The organism is Evansella sp. AB-rgal1 (assembly GCF_041820985.1).
Taxonomy (GTDB): Bacteria; Bacillota; Bacilli; order Bacillales; family Salisediminibacteriaceae; genus Evansella.
Genome location: NZ_JBGUAU010000013.1, coordinates 128,716 through 146,555, shown reverse-complemented (window position 1 = coordinate 146,555; position 17,840 = coordinate 128,716). Strand labels below are relative to the sequence as shown.

The following is a 17,840-nucleotide window of genomic DNA, read 5'->3' as shown; positions in this document are numbered from 1 at the left end:
ACCTTCCTTCACCCACCCACTAGTTCTTGTGTGGAGAGCATTCGCCTAAATGCACCTTTATCTGTTGAAAGCTGTTGGTACGATCCTTGTTGAATCACCAATCCGTCCTCTAATACAAGAACCTGATCCGCTTCTCGAATAGTGGATAATCGATGTGCAATAACGATGATTGTCATCCATCCCTTTAAACGTTCAATGGCATGCTGGATTTTTTGCTCATTCTCCGTATCAAGTGAACTAGTAGCCTCATCCAAAACGAGAATAGAAGGTTTCCGAAGAATTGCCCTTGCTAAAACGAGACGCTGACGCTCGCCACCAGATAATTTAATTCCTCGATCACCAATCATGGTATCTAAGCCGTCATGCAAGTCTTTCACAAATAAAGCAGAAGCAAAGTCTAGTGCTTCCCATAACTCTTCTTCGGTAGCTTCAGGAGCAACAATTACTAAATTCTCCCTAATCGTTGTATTAAATAGAAAAGGATCCTGTGGTACATAGCTCAATGTCTTTCTTAAAGCTTGTATACAGTCTCCATTTAAGTGCTTTCCATCTACCATAATGCTACCTTTCTCAGGTTCAATTAACCCCATAAGTAAATCAACGAAGGTGCTTTTTCCCGCTCCTGACTTTCCAACAATCGCTGTTACTTTATTAGCAGGAATGAAAACATTTATATTCCGCAAAGCATATTTTTCTTGTTCCTTATCATATCGAAACCAAGCATCTTTACATTGAATTCCTTCGTGAACAACGAAAGGATCTGCTTTCATTTCATGATCAAACTCCCGCGCTAACTCGGTCTCCCTTTGTAATGATTGGACTGCTCGTAAAGATGGTATCGTGTTCGCAACTTGCTCCAAAGAACTTTGAATACCCGCAACTCTCGGCCACAGTCGAGAAAAAATTACAATTACTAACATCAACTGTGCCGCTTGAGCAGCAAACATCTGAACTGCTACAAAGATAAAAGCAGCAATGAACAGTGCCGAGGCCATTTTATAGTAAGCCTGAGAAGTTGCTTTTAACTTTGCATAATCAACATGTTGATCCTGCATTTCCTTCGTAATGGATTCATACCAATGAAGCCTCGGATTCTCCAGAGAGTTGCTCTTAATATCTTTGATTCCATTCATCTGATCCGTTATACCTGCGAGATAACTTTGACCTAACTGTAAATTCCAAGTTCCTAATTTCATCGACATTTTTAGGAACTTGCGATTAAGAAAGATAAGAATAAGACCACATAGAAGAACAAAAGAAGTAATTGTTGGTGATAATATCATAGCCAGAGTTATTTGAAGGACAGTAAAAACAAAGGAAGCTAACAAATGCAAAAATGATTGAGTACCTGCATTGGTCTTTCCTATTTCGGTTGTTAATAAATGAATTAAATCGGACTTTCTTTTTTTCACGAAGAATGGCCAATTCGCTTTTAACAAAGAATGATAGGTTGATATTTGTAAGTATCGTAAAAAACCTTGTTGGATCTCTGCATTGCGAATAGTAATATGTCGCTGCAAGACATTTTGACCAACGGCAATGACCAAGTAGATAAATAAAATGATTAACAACCCAAAAGATACTGGGATATCGTCAAACACTTGAAAAATAGAGGTAAATGGTAGTGCCTGTACATCCATGGAAACAATGCCACTCATACTTATCATTGGAATAAGTAATAGGATTCCAATACCATCTAAAAGGCCAATGCCCATCATCGCCATAATGTTATAGTATAATTTACTCCCTGTATGACCATGAATCTCCTTTAGGAAAAAGAATAGATGCTTCATGCTCTTCACCTCCTTCATCAACACTTTTGTTACTTACTTTTTCACTTGAAGTAATCCTTCTTTTACTAGATGCTGAATAAAGGATATAGTTTGTTCTTCACATTCTTGTTGACCTACTTCATATAATTCCACTAGTTTATGAACTAGCTCTTGAATGGAAATCTCTTCTTTTGTATAATCCCAGATTTCTCCTCCAGTAGTTCCTAAGTTATAATACTTGCCTTTCTTCACACTAAACATGACCTTTTCGCCATTCATATCACTTACAATATTTCCTTCCACCTGACAAATAACATTGTCTAATGTGATATCCATTAGTTGATTCATTACGAACCCCTCCCATTTACTAACATTTTCTCATTTACTTGATTGCTTTCTCTTTTGGAAAACTGATGAATGATTTCATTACTTATTTCATTGGCAGTAAATCTGTCTTTCGGTCGTTCTATTTTCGTTAGTGTAACCTTGCTTGCCAACTTAATGGATGTCTGAAAATGCCAATCCATAAGTCCAGATTCTGTCACGACGAAATTTCGAAACGTATGCTTAAATAAAGTCTGAAATATGTCTAATTTTTCGATTGAGTGGAAGATTACTTCTCTAGTGTCAGTAGCTTCTAACTCGAACAGTCCTGCTAGTGGAACTGGTTCCTTACAAAACTGGTCTGATACAGGTACCGAGTACTTTGTTTCTCGATATGCGATGGGTTGAAAATCATTGTGATCTTTCTCATATTGTTCCAGCGTTTGTAACCAAAGCTTTTGATGTGGATAGGTAGGGATTACTATTGGTTCATTTTCTTCATTAAATACAACAGGAATGATATCATCCGTCATTAATGTATAGCCTTTTTCAATAAACGAGGACGCAAGTGTCGATTTCCCTGCACCGGAATCACCTACTATTGCATAAGCCTTCCCATCAAGTACAACCGCACTTCCATGCAAAGGTAAAATCCCCCGTTGAATCAGTAAAATTCCCATGCAGGTACCTAGCAAATACAGTCTTATTACATCTTCTTTGTTTTCCACCATCGGAGATACAGTAATACTAGTACCATTTTCTACAAGAAACGCAGCTATGTTGGGAATCTGAAATAAACAGTAATTTTCTTTTATATAAAAATAACTTTGCGTAGGTAAAATAGTAGAAGGTATCTCTCTTAGTTTCCTCCTTCGAATCTCGAGGTCTACTTGTGTAGCACCTACTTCCTTCGCTTCTAGCTCTGGTAGAATAAAATCGCTATGTATCGTTAAACGAAAAGCATAATATATGTTATTATTTTGCAAGTAACTCCCCCCTAACTACAATCCTTTTCAAAGTTGAACTATATTCTCAACAAAAAGAAAAGAGAGAATGATAGACAGCATCCTCTCTCTTTGAAAATAAAATAAAAATTTCTTAGCTCCAACCTAATTCTGGAAACGGAGTTCCTGCTGGATACGTATTATCCAACGTAGTGTTGTTAAACGAATTTGCCATTGTCTCTTGCACACTAAGTACCTCTAATTCTGGCTTTACCCATTCATTCTTCATTGTCTCACCCCCTCTCCAATGTTTTCATAAATCTTCCTACTATTAAAAATCTCATTAAGAAACGATAATTGGGATCTAAACTTTTATTGGAGCTTTTCTGTTCTTTCGCGTTATCGAATGCACGCAAAACAGCAGCACTATCAATATATTCCATGATCCCATCGTCCTTTAGAAGACCCTGCACCTCTTTTAAAGCTTTTTTCCAGAAAGGTGTTATTCTGTGAAACCAATCTGTTCCCTGTACTCCTCGAACATGTTGATTTAAACGCACCTTATCTGGCAAATAATTCTTTGTCGCTCTTCGAATTAGTGCTCGATCATAGCCGCCTTGAACAAACTGCTCTTCAGGTAAGGAGAGACAAAACTGAATCACTCTCAAGTCATTTGTAGGATCACGCTTGCAAACGTTATGTTTTAGAGAGAACTTCGTTGTTACTGTGTTGGTCGTATTCCAGTGAAACAGATCTTCAAAATGCTTTACTCTCATATCTAGTCCTTGATACTCTTGATACCAGCCTGATTCATCTATTCCGAAACTCTCCAATGTCTCGTATACATGGGAGCGAGCTGCGAATGCTGGATGTATAAGGGAAGGGATAGCAAATTCATTTGGACGTATTTTTTCTTTAGTAATCGGCATCGCTTTTTTTGCTACAAAGGAGAATCGTTTGTAGTGTGAGCCCCCAACATGATGCGAGTAGTTCTTTAATTCACTCAGCAACTTAATCCACTGCATTCGTTTAAATAGCTTCTTGTAATATTGCAAACTATCTCCCCAGGAAACCGCCATATTTCCGCGATCTCCATTTAACAACACACCAATTCCTCTTGTACTTGCTTCTTCAAACATCCCCTTAATCCAAAAGGAATTTTCAAAGAATTTATAAGGCATTTCCATTACTCCCATGAACTCATCCATGATAGAATATGGATCTTTGCCTTCGAACTCTAGGTATTCATCCTTCAATCCACCAACATGCTTTACTGTCTCTAAAATATAAGGACGTTCATCGGCAATTTGTCTTGTAGATATGGTATCCTTGAAATCTTTCGGTGGAATATAGCTAAATGTATGTAATGATTTATTTCGTGTTCGTAACGTATTCATCGCAAAGCTAACGACAGCTCCCGAATCTAATCCACCACTTAATTGAGCCCCCAGCTTTCGATGCGTCCTTAACCGGGCATCTACTGATTTTTGAAAAACCTCTTGAAAGGCTTCTATATAATCATCTTCATTCTTATAATGGATAGGTGAGCCGTAAGATAATTTGCAATAGCGATGTAATCGAATGCTCCCTTGATGAACCGTTATACTATGTGATGGCGGAATTTCATGTATATTTTCATACGGTGTAATGGTTGAACTCACTGTATTCACAACAGAAGTAATTGCTAAGTATTCTGCTAACCAATCTTCATTCATTTTTTTCTTAACACCAGGAAGTGATAATAACGGAGCAATGGTGGAGCAGAAGGCAAATTCATTATTTTTGTTGAAAAAATAAAGAGATCTGCTTCCAGAAAAGTCTCGTGCTCCAAATAGTTTCTCCTCATTTTCATCCCAAATTATAAAAGAGAAATCACCTAGTAAAAATTTAGGAGTTTCTTCCCCCCATTTACAATAAGCTAATAAGATCAATTGACTGTCTGGAATAGAGCTCCTACTAGCTTTACAAATATGTAATATATTTAGTAATTCATCACGGTTGTCAATAATGGCATCCGCAGTGATACTTAGCTTTCTTTCCTGATCATAAAAAGGAAGTACCTCCCCAACCGATTCAGGGGTAATCCATTGCGCAAGACAGCCTAAGAATACATGGTTTTTTTTGAAAACGGACCTATCATCAGCTGGAAACTTACTTAACTCTTGCATCATGCTTTCCACCTGTTGATCTGTTATTGGTTCGTTCTGTGTTTTATAAATACCAGCAATGGCACTCACTAATATCCCCCCTTTCTCTTAACTTTTCACGTTAGCTCCTTCTTCATATCTATGTATTTCTACAAATTTCCCAAACGTGCTAACAACCGTAAAGTTAGCACAGTTAGCTCCCCCAGTAACGTACATACTCCCGCTCCTTAACCATGCATGAGCAATCATTAACCCCTCTTTGTCTTTTGATGTTCCTAGATATAAAGTACTGTCTATGTTTCTACGCTCGAGCATCTTCATAGCAGCAATAGCCTGAACCAAACAGGCACTTTCCCAAAAGGTATATTTCTGCATGACATCGATCGCCTTTGCAATGGCTTTTATAGCAGGATCCTCCTTTTTATCAAAGGAGGTCTCATAGTTTTGTAGCTTTAACTTGTGGACCACCCTAGTAAATGGGAAAGATTTGATCACACGAGCATGAGCAAGACTCCAGTATGCTTCAAAATACAATCTCTTGATCCAAAATGGTAAGGATAGAAAGTTCCGTAACTTTTTACCCATAATCCCCCTCTTTTCACTTTCTATTTTTACCATTAATGTATAATAATGGTTTATAAGGACTATTATATCTTTTCACTATTACCATTACAGTAGTCTAATGACCTATTTTTTTGAAAAACTAGCAAATATCTTTTCAGTTTTAACTAGGTTTTCTTGTCATTCTCCATAGCCAAATAAATGGTCTTAAAGGAACATAGAGAAAGTGTAATAACTTTGGTAAAGGTAGAATTTTAGCATCCCATGAATTTGCGTAAAACTTTCGTATTAGATAGTTTCTTTTTTCTGAGCTTGTTTTTATATTGTATCTGTATCTCTTACAATCTTTCTTCCATTTTTGAGGTGGATGGTCTATATCTATCTGATATCGTATATATTGAAATGCATTTTCTGCTAGTAATTGAGATTTGCGACTAATTTTTTGAGTTGAATCTATTGGTATATGTAATAAGAGTTGAAGCAAAAGAATTGTTTGACCAAATACGTGTTGATAGTGATATTTTGCAATAGTTTTAGTTAAATCAAAGTTCTGTGTGCAAAGAAGCTGCTCTATGTCCGTCAACCAGCGAAGTCGAAACCACCCATGCTTAGCTCCATGCGTAACTAAGTGGTATAACATATGCTCATTTCCAAGTGTATACATCGGAGTGGAGGTAATAGGTATCAGAACTTTTTCTCGCCACATCTCTTCAAATGTTGGTTCGTGACTTGGTCCAGAGTGTAGTTTCCAGTGTAGCTCTATTTCTATCTTCTTTTCTTTATGATAGAACTCAGTATGATGATTATTCACTCGCCAATCCTTAAGTACCCTCGGAGATTCGTAGGCAATCTCATATCCTAAATCCTGAAGAATCATTGTTACCTTGTCGAGGTTTTCGATAGAAATTAAAAAATCTAGATCCATAGAGGTTCTAGATGATAAATTTCTATATAGTTGGTAAGCGAGAGCTGGGCCTTTTAATAAAAGTGCCTGTATATTCATCTGCTGAAAAACCTTGCAAACCCGCTCTACTTCAGCCGTCAGTTCCATCATCCTCATCGTATTTTTTACGTAAGAATCACGTAGAGCTTTTACAACATCTGTGGGAAGGGAGATGTTCTTTTGTTTTTGTATCGCCACATGAAGTAACGGAAAGACCCGATGATCATGTGATAATTTTAGAAAAGCTTCCCAGTCAATGGAAGATAGAAACGATTCATTATTGAATAATTCCGGTGATCCTTTTTCCAAGTTTAAAAGGTCTAACATCAAGCGAAATTCTTTTGAAGTGTTAGTAAGATCAGATTTCACATCCATATGCATAATCTCCTTTAACAGGAACTAATAATCATTTGTTTCTAAGACCAATCCTTCCGATAACAATTCTTGTAAAAATAACTCTACATTTTTTTTACATTCATGAATGCTTACTTCATATTCACTAGATAAAGAATATACAATATGATCCATCGTAACGGATTGAGCTAACATATCCCAAATCACCATACCTAATTCTCCGAAATCATAGTACTTTCCAGTTCTTAGGTTAACTAGTACTTTTTTACCCTCGACAAGTTTCATAATGACTTCTTGAGATTGACTAAAGTGAGATTGGTATATCGTTGAATTCAAGATCAATTTATATCATCCTTTCTAAATAACATGTCGCTTCTCCCAATGCACATTTGTTATAGAAAACGTATTGACTGATGTAACGAGTTTGTCATCTCTTAATTCATTACTTCTCATGGAGATTTTACTTTCAACAAACTGTTTTATCTCCTTCTTAAATCGTTCTGGGGAGAATTTCTCTGCATGTTCCCTACAGTTTAATGGGTTAATATACATGTCTTCAAACTTCTCAACGGCTTCCTTAATAGCTTCCGGTGTTTGCTCGTTAAAAAATAATCCAGTGGGATTCGTCGTTTCTTTGTATCCTTTCACCGTTTCTAATGAACCACCCTTACCATAGGCTATCACTGGTGTTCCACAGGCTTGTGCTTCTAGTGGAGTAATTCCAAAATCCTCCTCTGCTGCAAAAATGAATCCTTTGGCTCGCTGCATATGACTCTTTAATACATCAAAGGACTGATAACCTAACATTGTTACATTTGGTCCTGCCTTTGCTTTTATCTTCCTAAAGTCTGGTCCATCACCAATCACAACAAGCTTTTTGGATGGCATCATAGAAAAAGCTTCTACAATGGTATCGATTTTCTTGTAAGGTACCATCCTAGAAGCTGTCATATAAAAGTCCTCTTTTTCTTCTTGGAAGGAAAAAGCAGATACATCCACTGGAGGATAAATCGTTGTTGCTTCTCTGTGATACACCTTCCAGATTCTGCGTGCAATAAAGTTTGAATTAGAAATAAAAAAATCTACACCATTGGCCGTTCGGTAATCCCAATTACGAACCTTGTGTAGAATATATCTCGTTATAATTCCTTTTATTCCCTTATCCATCTTGCTTTCCTTCAAATACTGATGCTGCAGATCCCATGCATATCGTATTGGGGAATGAACGTAAGAAATATGGAGCTGATCTGGTCCAGTAATCACGCCCTTTGCCACTGCATAGGAACTGGAAATAATTAAATCGTACTTGGATAAATCGAGTTGCTCTATTGCAATTGGCATTAATGGCAAATAGTTTCGATACTTTGATTTAGAAAAAGGAAGCTTCTGAATGAAAGTCGTTTTCACTTCTTTATTCATAATAAAATCCCGCTGCCCTTTGTCTAAGTACTCTACCGTACTAAACAAATCCGCATCCGGGAATATCTTCAGTATTTCCTCTAATACCTTTTCAGCGCCGTTGTAAACGACTAGCCAGTCGTGGATGATGGCGGTTTTCATTTGGATACCTCCCTATTTCTTTATTCTACTTCACTGGTGATTATTTTAACTAGCTTGTTTCAAAACTTTTTTCATAGGTTTTAAAACAATATTTCTTTCAAAATCATTCATGAAAAATCTGAATAAAAACATACCATATGCTGTAGTAAGGACGAAAGCAAACAAAACAATATCTACTATAGAAGTAATCTCGTAAATTGTTTTCAAAATTATACCTAGAATAATTATAAAAGTCATAGGAATGAATAGTTTAGATAATTCTATATAATATCTTCTCATATCTAACCCTACTCTAGTGAAATATATATTCATGATTATTGTATTTATTGTTTTTCCTATTACAGTACCAATAGCTACACCAATAACCCCATACATAATTGCAAGGGGGATACTAATTATAAGGTTAAGAATAGCGACAATTAAATATAGTTTTGACTGAAATGCATGTAGATTCTTAGCTTGTAAAATTGATGTTGCTAACACCTGGATAACGGGAATAAACCTAGATAAAATTACTAATAAAGCTACCCAATAAGCCATACCGTAATCATTCCCAGCCCAGATTAACATAAATTCATAGCCCACTAATGCAAATCCAGTAACAACTAATGCAGCTAGCATAAATTGAATTCGAGATACTTTAATAAAAATATTCGTAATTTCATAATTAGATACATTGCTTGACACCATTCTTACAAGCTTAGGTAGAAAGAAGCCACTTAATACCATAGTTAGTTTTGTAAAAATACTATTAATGACCTCAGCAACATTATAAACCGCTACTGCACCAGAATTCACCAAAGCTCCCAAAATAAATAAATCAGTTCTACTATAAATCATGTCTACAAGGCTTGCCACAAATATCCAGATGGAATATGAGGAAATTTCCTTTAATAAAGTAAAATCAAATTTATACAATTTAATTTTCATTTTCAATTTCATAAAACAAAAGAAGATATCAACAAGTGATAATAGAAAGTTTAAGATCGAAATAATTATTAGTAAGTCTATTGATGAATAGCCAAGAGTTAGTACCAATACAGTTGTTAGTGGGTTCAGTATAGTTCTAATAACTGTTAAAAACTTAGAAAATATAAATTTTTCATGAGCAATAATTATACCACTGAATAATTTCAGTGGAAATGATATTCCAATATTAATAGACACAATTAGAAGCATAATCTTAAACCTCGATAATTCATCAGGAGTAAGACCGTTAGAAAAAATGAAATCAGCACCAATTGATACCATAAGTCCACAAAGAAATGCAATTATTCCTATAATGGAGTATAGAATCAAAAACATAGCGTTTATATTATGTTGTTCTTTTTCTTTGTTCTGCTCTTTAAATTGTGTTACATATTTTACAATTGCATTAGAAAAACCAAAATCAAAGAGAAATAACATTCCCATTATGGACATTGCTAATGAATATAACCCATACTCAGCCTGCCCAAACAACCTTAACGTAATTGGTGTAATTATTATCCCCGTTATTAAATTAATAAAAGTACTTAGATAAGTTAACATCACACCGATTTTGATTTGCTTACCCAAGTCGCTACCTCATTTCTAGTTCACTCTTTCTACTATTTTATCTCCGCCCATGGAATCCTCTTCATTTATTTTAGCTGAATCAATAATCTCGATAATCTCTTTATAATATTTCATTGCAAATGTATTATCATATTCCAAAATACTTTGATCTAATTTCAACAATTCATTAACATGCCCCATAATGTTATCCTTATTTTCCACAAATCTTATATATGGTAAATGCTTAATCCATTCATAAGTTCCCTTTACTTTATGGTTATAGTTATTAAATACAATGCAGGGTGTACCTGTTATTGCTGCAAATACCATTCCATGTAATCTATCAGTTATAACTAATTGAGAATTTCTAAATTGGCTCCAAATTTTTTTAACCTCTATTTCCCTTTTCGATTTTGCAATTAGTTTATTTACAACAGTATCAGTTATAATTATCTTATTATTTAATAATGAGATATCTTTAATAAGTTGCTCCTTATAATTAGAATCTAAAATACCTTCTACATCTTTTCGAAAACAAAAAATAATTCCATTTCTATTTTGTTTAGATTCACTCTCATTTAAGTATAATACAATATCTGGAGTTAATAAGACTCTATTATAGTTGAATTCTCTTTCCATAAATAGGAATGATTTCTCTTCTCTTGCAATTAATACCAGATTCTGATGTGCATTGTAAATAGTTTTAGTTTTTATTAATTCTTTTTGAGCTCTTTCTGAATTACCAAAGTATATAGTTTGAGGGAAGACTACGATTTTTTGTTCTGGAAAACTCAAGATGAACTTACGACGAAGTTCTTCTTCTTCAAAATACTCAATACCAAAATTTCCCCCACCGTTTAATACTATTATGTCTTTTTCAGTAATAAATCTTTTAAGTAGGTTAATAGATTGATTAACCTCGTTGAATTGTATATCAATTACTTCAAAGTTCCCCAAGTGACCTTCTAAAATAGTCTTTTCGGCGTATGCAATAGCATGATCACCTAAATTGCCATGGAGAGGTGTACCAATAATAAATATTCGAGATTGATCTTTTTTTCTAATTTTAAAATATAACTTAATGAATTCAATTGGGCTAATAACTTTTAACATTATTCTATTAAATCTTCTCTTCTGATATTGGATATTGTTTTTTACTTTTTGTAAATTCATAATAAACTCCTATCTTCATAAATACACTCAGATTATCTTTTTACCATCTCTTTTAATTTATAAGTAAATTTAATTCCAAATTTAGGACTATATTCGAAGAATAACCTAGTTATATTTCTCTTTTTACTACTTCTTAAACTACTAAACAAAGCCATATGGTTTTTATAATAACTTACTAAATAGTCTAACAAGTCATTTTTGTCTCGAGCATTCGAATGAATAACTCTAATAATAGAAGTGACTATACTTGTTTCCAGTATATTAATTGCCTTCTCTTTTAATTTTAGTAAACTCTGACTCTCATAGAAAAGTACTTGATCATAGTAAGCATCTAAAAGATCTAATCGACGAAAACTAAATTCTTTCCTCATGATACTATTGGGCCTTTGTAAGTAAAAATACATTTTTTTCTCAGTTGTCACTACTTTGTTTGCATTGAAAAATATTTTATACGTTGTAAACACATCTTCATGTAACCTGTTCATTGGAAAACGAATATTTTTTAATATCTCTACCTTAAACAATTTGTTCCATACATTCCATATTGCAACTTCAAGCTCAGGCTCATAAAGATTTGTTAGAATATCATTTTTATCATTGTGTACTACTATTTTAGGATAGACTATTGCTTTTTTTTCTATAGATAATGTAGAATCGCTTTTCTCATACACTTCGGTATATCCACATTGTGCAATGTCTGCATTATTATTAACAATTAAATTTAATAATACTTCATAGAACTCAGGGTGAATATAATCATCAGAATCTATAAAACTAATATACTCTCCTGTAGCAACATCTAATCCTGCGTTTCTAGCATCTGATAATCCTCCGTTTTCTTTATGTATAACTTTAATTCTTTTATCAATCATCGCATATTCGTCACAAATACTTCCACAGTTATCTGGAGAACCATCATCAACTAAGATAATTTCTAAATTTGAGTATGTTTGATTAATAACACTATCGACACACTTTCTCAAGTATTTTTCTACACAATAGATAGGAACTATGACACTTATCTTACCCTCTATTTTGATCTCCTCCCTATGTATTAGTTTTAGAGTTTCTAGTAGTTAAAAAAAAAGACATGCCTTTAGCATAACTTTTTATTGATAAAAATAATCCCTCAATCTTCTTCCTTCTAACTAACGCAATCGTTAACCTTAGTGGCTCTAAAACAATAAATACACAAAACATTATTGTTGATTTTTCCCAATACCTGTATCTCCTTAACATGTAATATATCCTAGATGCTTCAATATCTAGTTGTTTTTTAGGAACACTTGTATTACCGGCACCATTATCAAAAATAATTAGTGAAGGATCAAATTCTATCTTATAACCATTAAAAAGTAATTGATAGGCAAAATCCATTTCAGAGGGACCGTAATTAACTGATTCATCAAAACTACAAGTACTTGCTGCAGTTATTGGTATCCAACTTGCTTGATCCAAAAAACCTTTTACTGTCTTCACGCTATTAATCTTATCTTTCCTATACCCCCAAAAGTTGGATTGCGTAGGTATCTTCTCTCTACTATCCTCATATTTTACTCCTGTTAAAATTGTTTTTTTTTCAGCTTTATTTAAGGAAGTAAGAGAATGGTATATATACTCTTCTGATAACTCTATATCATCATCAACCATTAAGCACCAGTCACCACTAACATTCCTTATTACATTATTTCTATTAGCACCTATTCCTTTTTGCGGACCTTTAATCTTCTTCCAATTGAATTTATAAAAAGTTTGTATAATACTACCTTTTCTATTTCCATCATCTGACACTATCAAGTCTGAGATCATGACTTCATGACCCTTTTTCATTGCAAAATTAATGCTTTTTTCTATACTTAAAATGCATTTCTCTAAGTTATCAGGTCGATTGTAAGTTATAATTCCAATGCTTATTTTCACCACTCACCTAATCCCCTCTTTACACGATTATATTTATGTGTAGGTCGTATTCCATCTATTTACTAATTTTTAATTGTATAAGTCTTATGTGTTTGACTATTTGTATATAATGCTTTTTTGTACACATCTAACCTAGTTTTAGCTGCCGTTTCCCAACTATATCTATTTGCTGTTAAATACGCATTATATTGAATCTTATTTAACAGTTCATGATTTGTAATTAATTCTTCTAAACTCTCCTGTAATAATTTTGTATTTCTTTTTGGTACTATTATTCCATCATATCCATCTGTAACTATATCAAGTGGACCTGGTGTCTCAAAGGTTATTGGCGCTAACCCACATGCCATACATTCTATTAAAGTCTTACCAAAACCTTCGGATAATGAAGGGAATAAATTAATATGAAAATTCTCTAGATACTTTGGTAATTCTCTATGATCATATTTTTCTACGATACTGATTCTATCGGTTAATTGTGGATCGTAATCTTTTAATACTCTTTCTTTACTGCACCCCGTTCCGAAAAATGTTACTTCAACATTTGAATATTTTGTTAATATCTTATTTAATACTTCAGAACTATAATCAATCCCTTTTCTTTGTATATAACTTCCAACTTGTGCTATCCTTATAATCTTTCTATCTAGCTTTTCTTTGTTGAACTCTTGATTTAAGAAATATTCCGGCACTCCATTTTGAACAATATTTACTTTTTCTTCTGCAACTCCAAACTGGCTAACCACATAATCCTTATCGTTTTTATTTAGGACGATAGAAAACTCTGATTTTTTTATTGCTTTTGATACTTCCCATAATCTATATCCTCCCCAATAAATTGGATATTTCCAGCTTAAGTTAATATTTCCTTCTTTAGATTCTTTTAATATTTCCTCATGCGCAAGATGTTCTAATCCATGACTACTAAATACAATAGTCGGACGGTTCCTCATATATGTAAGAGCCCAACCGTCACCCGAAGCAACATCTATCAGATCATACTCTCTCCATTTTTTTATTCTCAACGCAACTTTGAAAGGAAAAATAATTCTGTCTAATAAACCACCAGAAAAACTTTTCAAATCATCCATGAAATATGTGTCAACTTCAACTCCTAAATCTTGAAGTGCCTTTTGAAATGCAAGCCTTGTTCCTGACACACCAGTGTTAGGATTGTGTTCTGCACTCGATATTAATGCTATTCTCACTAACTTCCCTCCTAATTCAATATGTAGCTATTTTACTAATAATCTATCAAGGCAACTTTCTACTAGAGAGATCGTTTTTCTAAGATTAAAGTTAACTTGGAAACTATAATAGCCTTGTTTAGAAATATTATTATACAATTCTTCATTACTTATGATCTTTTCTATTTGAATCGCTAGTTCAACATCGCTTCCTGCTCCATATAGTAATCCCGAAACTCCATCCTCAATAATCTCCAGCGGCCCTCCAAGAGCAGAGGCGATAACGGGCTTCTTCGCCGCCATCCCTTCAATAATCACGCGCCCAAAAGGCTCTTCTCTTATTGATGCATGAACAAGAATATCTATTGTTTGTATAAAGCTTGGAATATTATCTTGGTAACCTAGAAACTCAATATAGTGACACCCTTCAGCCATTTGAATAAGATGTTTTTTATATTCAAGCTCTTCTTTTTTGTCAAAAAGCACGTCGCCAACAATGAGAAACTTGAGTTCTGGATGTTTAGGGTGAAGTAATTTCGCAGCCTTAATGAAAACATCCTGCCCTTTCCACTTTGCAATTTGTCCGATAATGGCTATTTTATGCTCCTTCATATGCTTGTATCTCCTCAATTGGCAACATTCCATTATAAACAACCTCTACTTTTTCAGAAGTGAATTGTTTAGAAACAGCTTTAGATATACAAATAATCTGATCTACTCTATGTGATAGTGCTACAAACAATTTTTTATTCAAGCCATCATCTAATATATCCCTTACATGCCATATGACTTTTTTGAAAGACAATTTACCGACGAGTAATCCTACAAAATGAGCTTTCATTGAATTTGTATAGACAACGTCTGCATTGCTTCTCATAGTAAAGAGTAGTAGTTTCAACATTGGCCATAAAAGGTACAAAGGAGATACTAATTGAGATAACCCTTTTTTATCTCTATTGTATTTCAATACCTTTTCAGGAAATGGAATTACCTTCACTTGAACACCGCTTATTTTCTTCGCTTTCTCTACTAGAGGGCCTTCCTCAAAACAAACAAATAAAGGGCGGAATTTCTCTTTATTTATATAAGTGAGTATGTCTAAAAAGCTTTTCTCTGCTCCACCAATCGTTGCAGTGTGATTCAAAAAAAGAACATCAATTTTATGCTTTTTTTTCATACTATCCCTCCAATGATTCTACTAATGTAACCCGATGGTTCCATAGACAATTTTCAGTCACCCATCGGTACCCATTGTTACCAAATTGCTTTGCTAAGTCTTGGTCCATAAAAAAAGAAGAGACTGTTTGCACAATTTCTTCTTGGCTTGAAGGATCTATTAAATATCCAGTTTTTCCATGGAGGACTGCGTCTGGCACTCCACCATTGTTTCCACCTATGACTGGTAGTTTATACATTCCAGCCTCTAAGAAGACAATTCCATATCCTTCAACATCTCCTGTTTCTGTTAATTCTCTATTTAGCATGATAAATAAATCCGCGATAGAATAAATAGTTTCTAAATCCTCTCGTGAAATACTTCCAGTAAAAACAACATAGTCTTCTAGATCTAAATCCTTTACTAAGAGTTTTAGATTTTCTTCTTCAGGACCATCTCCACAAATAACATACTTTACATTTGGTGTTATTTTTATAATTTCTCTTAACGACTTAATCACTAAGTCATGTCCTTTCCTCTTTACGAGTCTTCCAACCGTAATAATGACCTTCCTATCCTCTAACATAAATTTCGATATAAGTGATTGTGCATTTATAGTAGCAGCTTTCTTTTTATGAATACCTGGATGTATAACCGTAATGTTTCTCTCTTCTAGATCTGATTCCATTAGCTTATTTTTCGTATAATTACTGTTACATATAATTTTATTTGCATGCCTCAAGCAAAACTGAACTAGTTTATATTTAAGAGCGTTGTTTTTGGATTCTAGAAAATCGAAGCCATGAATATATGGATAATAGCGTATTCTTAATAGTCTTTTAATAATAGGTCCAATAATTCCAATGGGCATCACATTTCCAAAATGAATTTCTTCTATCTTATGCTTTCTTATAAGAGAAACAACGTAAAAAAATAATACTACTGCTTGTAGTATTTGTTTTATAAACGACACTTTATTAGTCATTCCTATTCGGTACGTTTTAAAAGTTTGTTTCGCATCGAAATCTCTAAATTTTTCCTCGCCAATACGATTAGAAGTTAAAACAAAAGTATCTAAAGAATTTAGATTTGAAACTAGCCCATAAACATAATTTTGAATACCACCGTTTTCTGGTGGAAAATCCAGTGAGATAAATAAACGTTTTGTCACTAGACCACAACCTCTTTCGTTTGTTTTGTATCTCCTATCTTTTCCAATTCTCCGATTATAGATAGACCCATATTAGTATTAGAAAACAATGTGATCGCTCTTTCTCTTCCAAGTTTTCCATTCACCTTAATATTCCCCGTCAGAAATCTTTTTACTGCCGATACAATTAATAGTGGATTATCTGAGTCTAATAATAAACCTGTTTTACCATGTTCTACAATCTCAACTGAACCTGGTGATTTAACAGCAATCACAGGTTTTTCATGTAACATAGCTTCTACCATGACAATACCAAAAGGTTCTCCACTTGCAGTATGAACATATAAATCCATTGCATCATAATATGCTGTTACATCTTTCTGATTGCCTGTAGAAATCACATAATCCTCTAGTTTTTTATCTGCGATTAATCTATGTATTTTATTTTCATACTCATCATCCAGATTATATAAATTTCCTCCTACTAGTAGGAGCTTTACCTTAATCTGTTGTTTCACGAGAATCTCAAGTGCTTCAATTAACTTATCTTGTTTTTTCCAACTTTGAATCCTTCCTACATTCCCTATTAGAATAGTATCATCTGAAATACCAAGCTCTTTCCTTATTTTTACTCTCTTCTCTACACTAGGTGAATGCTTCCTTATATCTGATCCAGGATACACACAAAATACGTGCTTATTTGTTAACTTTAGCTGAGCAATTTTTGCCACCGTTGATGAGGCTCCTATAGTTTCAGCTGGTAGAATTGTTGTTAGCTTATCAAAGAAATGAGCTGGTTCTGGTACTCCATGTTGCCACCAACAAGTAGGTTTTTTACTAACATAATTAGGTATGGCAGTGAATTTATGTGCCTTTGGCATCCAATTTAATACAATGTTAGGATTAACTTGTGTCAATAATTTAGAATATGAAATCATCCACTTTATTACTGCTGGAGCATTTCTCATTTTAGGGCTTTCTAGTAATATTGTTTCCACTCCTAGATTATCTATTGCTTCCTTTAAATCACCGTTCTTCATAAACAGGACAACTAGACCCTTTTTATCTCTCATTACTTTTACAAGCTCAAATAACATGGATTCCGCACCACCA

General features: G+C 33.9%; 18 protein-coding genes. All 18 read right to left on the bottom strand.

Translation table 11 applies throughout. The annotated features are described in order from the left end of the window. Window positions 1-8 precede the first annotated feature (8 nt). The 18 genes from ACERII_RS12940 to ACERII_RS12855 all read right to left on the bottom strand — a co-directional run bounded on the left by ACERII_RS12940 (window position 9) and on the right by ACERII_RS12855 (window position 17,824). Window positions 9-1,793, bottom strand: a complete 1,785-nt coding sequence (locus ACERII_RS12940; RefSeq protein ID WP_373642781.1) for an ABC transporter ATP-binding protein — start codon at window positions 1,791-1,793, stop codon at window positions 9-11. A 33-nt stretch (window positions 1,794-1,826) separates the two neighbouring features. Next, on the bottom strand, window positions 1,827-2,120 hold the full coding sequence (locus ACERII_RS12935) for a lasso peptide biosynthesis PqqD family chaperone (RefSeq protein ID WP_373642780.1): 294 nt from the start codon (window positions 2,118-2,120) through the stop codon (window positions 1,827-1,829). Next, entirely contained in the window at window positions 2,120-3,082 is a 963-nt protein-coding gene (locus ACERII_RS12930) for an aldolase (protein ID WP_373642779.1), read from the bottom strand. Before ACERII_RS12930 ends, ACERII_RS12935 begins: the two co-directional genes overlap by 1 nt. 112 nt (window positions 3,083-3,194) lie before the next feature. After that, entirely contained in the window at window positions 3,195-3,329 is a 135-nt protein-coding gene (locus tag ACERII_RS12925; protein WP_373642778.1) for a paeninodin family lasso peptide, read from the bottom strand. 4 nt (window positions 3,330-3,333) lie between these two features. After that, a complete protein-coding gene (locus tag ACERII_RS12920; protein WP_373642777.1) occupies window positions 3,334-5,277 on the bottom strand; it encodes an asparagine synthase-related protein in 1,944 nt (647 codons plus the stop codon). Window positions 5,278-5,295: 18 nt separating this feature from the next. Beyond that, complete coding sequence (locus tag ACERII_RS12915) at window positions 5,296-5,772, bottom strand: lasso peptide biosynthesis B2 protein (protein ID WP_373642776.1); 477 nt, start codon at window positions 5,770-5,772, stop codon at window positions 5,296-5,298. A 139-nt stretch (window positions 5,773-5,911) separates the two neighbouring features. After that, window positions 5,912-7,066: a nucleotidyltransferase domain-containing protein gene (locus ACERII_RS12910; RefSeq protein WP_373642775.1), complete on the bottom strand. Its 1,155-nt coding sequence runs from the start codon at window positions 7,064-7,066 to the stop codon at window positions 5,912-5,914. A gap of 24 nt (window positions 7,067-7,090) precedes the next feature. Next, window positions 7,091-7,387 (bottom strand): PqqD family peptide modification chaperone, encoded by a 297-nt coding sequence (locus ACERII_RS12905; protein ID WP_373642774.1) that lies wholly within the window; start codon window positions 7,385-7,387, stop codon window positions 7,091-7,093. A 15-nt stretch (window positions 7,388-7,402) separates the two neighbouring features. Then, window positions 7,403-8,605 (bottom strand): glycosyltransferase family 4 protein, encoded by a 1,203-nt coding sequence (locus ACERII_RS12900; protein ID WP_373642773.1) that lies wholly within the window; start codon window positions 8,603-8,605, stop codon window positions 7,403-7,405. Between the two features lie 45 nt (window positions 8,606-8,650). After that, window positions 8,651-10,135 (bottom strand): oligosaccharide flippase family protein, encoded by a 1,485-nt coding sequence (locus tag ACERII_RS12895; RefSeq protein ID WP_373642772.1) that lies wholly within the window; start codon window positions 10,133-10,135, stop codon window positions 8,651-8,653. Window positions 10,136-10,177: 42 nt separating this feature from the next. After that, window positions 10,178-11,314, bottom strand: a complete 1,137-nt coding sequence (locus ACERII_RS12890; protein ID WP_373642771.1) for a polysaccharide pyruvyl transferase family protein — start codon at window positions 11,312-11,314, stop codon at window positions 10,178-10,180. A 32-nt stretch (window positions 11,315-11,346) separates the two neighbouring features. Further along, the gene (locus ACERII_RS12885) at window positions 11,347-12,327 is read right to left on the bottom strand and encodes a glycosyltransferase (RefSeq protein WP_373642807.1); all 981 of its coding nucleotides are present in this window, start codon (window positions 12,325-12,327) and stop codon (window positions 11,347-11,349) included. A gap of 34 nt (window positions 12,328-12,361) precedes the next feature. Then, window positions 12,362-13,237: a glycosyltransferase family 2 protein gene (locus ACERII_RS12880; protein ID WP_373642770.1), complete on the bottom strand. Its 876-nt coding sequence runs from the start codon at window positions 13,235-13,237 to the stop codon at window positions 12,362-12,364. A 59-nt stretch (window positions 13,238-13,296) separates the two neighbouring features. Beyond that, window positions 13,297-14,442, bottom strand: a complete 1,146-nt coding sequence (locus tag ACERII_RS12875; protein WP_373642769.1) for a glycosyltransferase family 4 protein — start codon at window positions 14,440-14,442, stop codon at window positions 13,297-13,299. 27 nt (window positions 14,443-14,469) lie between these two features. Further along, on the bottom strand, window positions 14,470-15,033 hold the full coding sequence (locus ACERII_RS12870) for a glycosyltransferase (protein WP_373642768.1): 564 nt from the start codon (window positions 15,031-15,033) through the stop codon (window positions 14,470-14,472). Beyond that, complete coding sequence (locus tag ACERII_RS12865) at window positions 15,020-15,598, bottom strand: glycosyltransferase (protein WP_373642767.1); 579 nt, start codon at window positions 15,596-15,598, stop codon at window positions 15,020-15,022. Before ACERII_RS12865 ends, ACERII_RS12870 begins: the two co-directional genes overlap by 14 nt. 1 nt (window position 15,599) lies before the next feature. Further along, window positions 15,600-16,748: a glycosyltransferase family 4 protein gene (locus tag ACERII_RS12860; RefSeq protein WP_373642766.1), complete on the bottom strand. Its 1,149-nt coding sequence runs from the start codon at window positions 16,746-16,748 to the stop codon at window positions 15,600-15,602. Continuing rightward, window positions 16,748-17,824: a glycosyltransferase gene (locus ACERII_RS12855; RefSeq protein ID WP_373642765.1), complete on the bottom strand. Its 1,077-nt coding sequence runs from the start codon at window positions 17,822-17,824 to the stop codon at window positions 16,748-16,750. Before ACERII_RS12855 ends, ACERII_RS12860 begins: the two co-directional genes overlap by 1 nt. Window positions 17,825-17,840 lie beyond the last annotated feature (16 nt).

Excerpts from the sequence above, each read along its gene's own strand:
- ACERII_RS12940 (WP_373642781.1), bottom strand. The coding sequence starts at position 1,793 with ATGAAGCATCTATTCTTTTTCCTAAAGGAGATTCATGGTCATACAGGG.
- ACERII_RS12935 (WP_373642780.1), bottom strand. The coding sequence starts at position 2,120 with ATGAATCAACTAATGGATATCACATTAGACAATGTTATTTGTCAGGTG.
- ACERII_RS12925 (WP_373642778.1), bottom strand. The coding sequence starts at position 3,329 with ATGAAGAATGAATGGGTAAAGCCAGAATTAGAGGTACTTAGTGTGCAA.
- ACERII_RS12915 (WP_373642776.1), bottom strand. The coding sequence starts at position 5,772 with ATGGGTAAAAAGTTACGGAACTTTCTATCCTTACCATTTTGGATCAAG.
- ACERII_RS12910 (WP_373642775.1), bottom strand. The coding sequence starts at position 7,066 with ATGGATGTGAAATCTGATCTTACTAACACTTCAAAAGAATTTCGCTTG.
- ACERII_RS12900 (WP_373642773.1), bottom strand. The coding sequence starts at position 8,605 with ATGAAAACCGCCATCATCCACGACTGGCTAGTCGTTTACAACGGCGCT.
- ACERII_RS12895 (WP_373642772.1), bottom strand. The coding sequence starts at position 10,135 with ATGTTAACTTATCTAAGTACTTTTATTAATTTAATAACGGGGATAATA.
- ACERII_RS12890 (WP_373642771.1), bottom strand. The coding sequence starts at position 11,314 with ATGAATTTACAAAAAGTAAAAAACAATATCCAATATCAGAAGAGAAGA.
- ACERII_RS12870 (WP_373642768.1), bottom strand. The coding sequence starts at position 15,033 with ATGAAGGAGCATAAAATAGCCATTATCGGACAAATTGCAAAGTGGAAA.
- ACERII_RS12865 (WP_373642767.1), bottom strand. The coding sequence starts at position 15,598 with ATGAAAAAAAAGCATAAAATTGATGTTCTTTTTTTGAATCACACTGCA.
- ACERII_RS12855 (WP_373642765.1), bottom strand. The coding sequence starts at position 17,824 with ATGTTATTTGAGCTTGTAAAAGTAATGAGAGATAAAAAGGGTCTAGTT.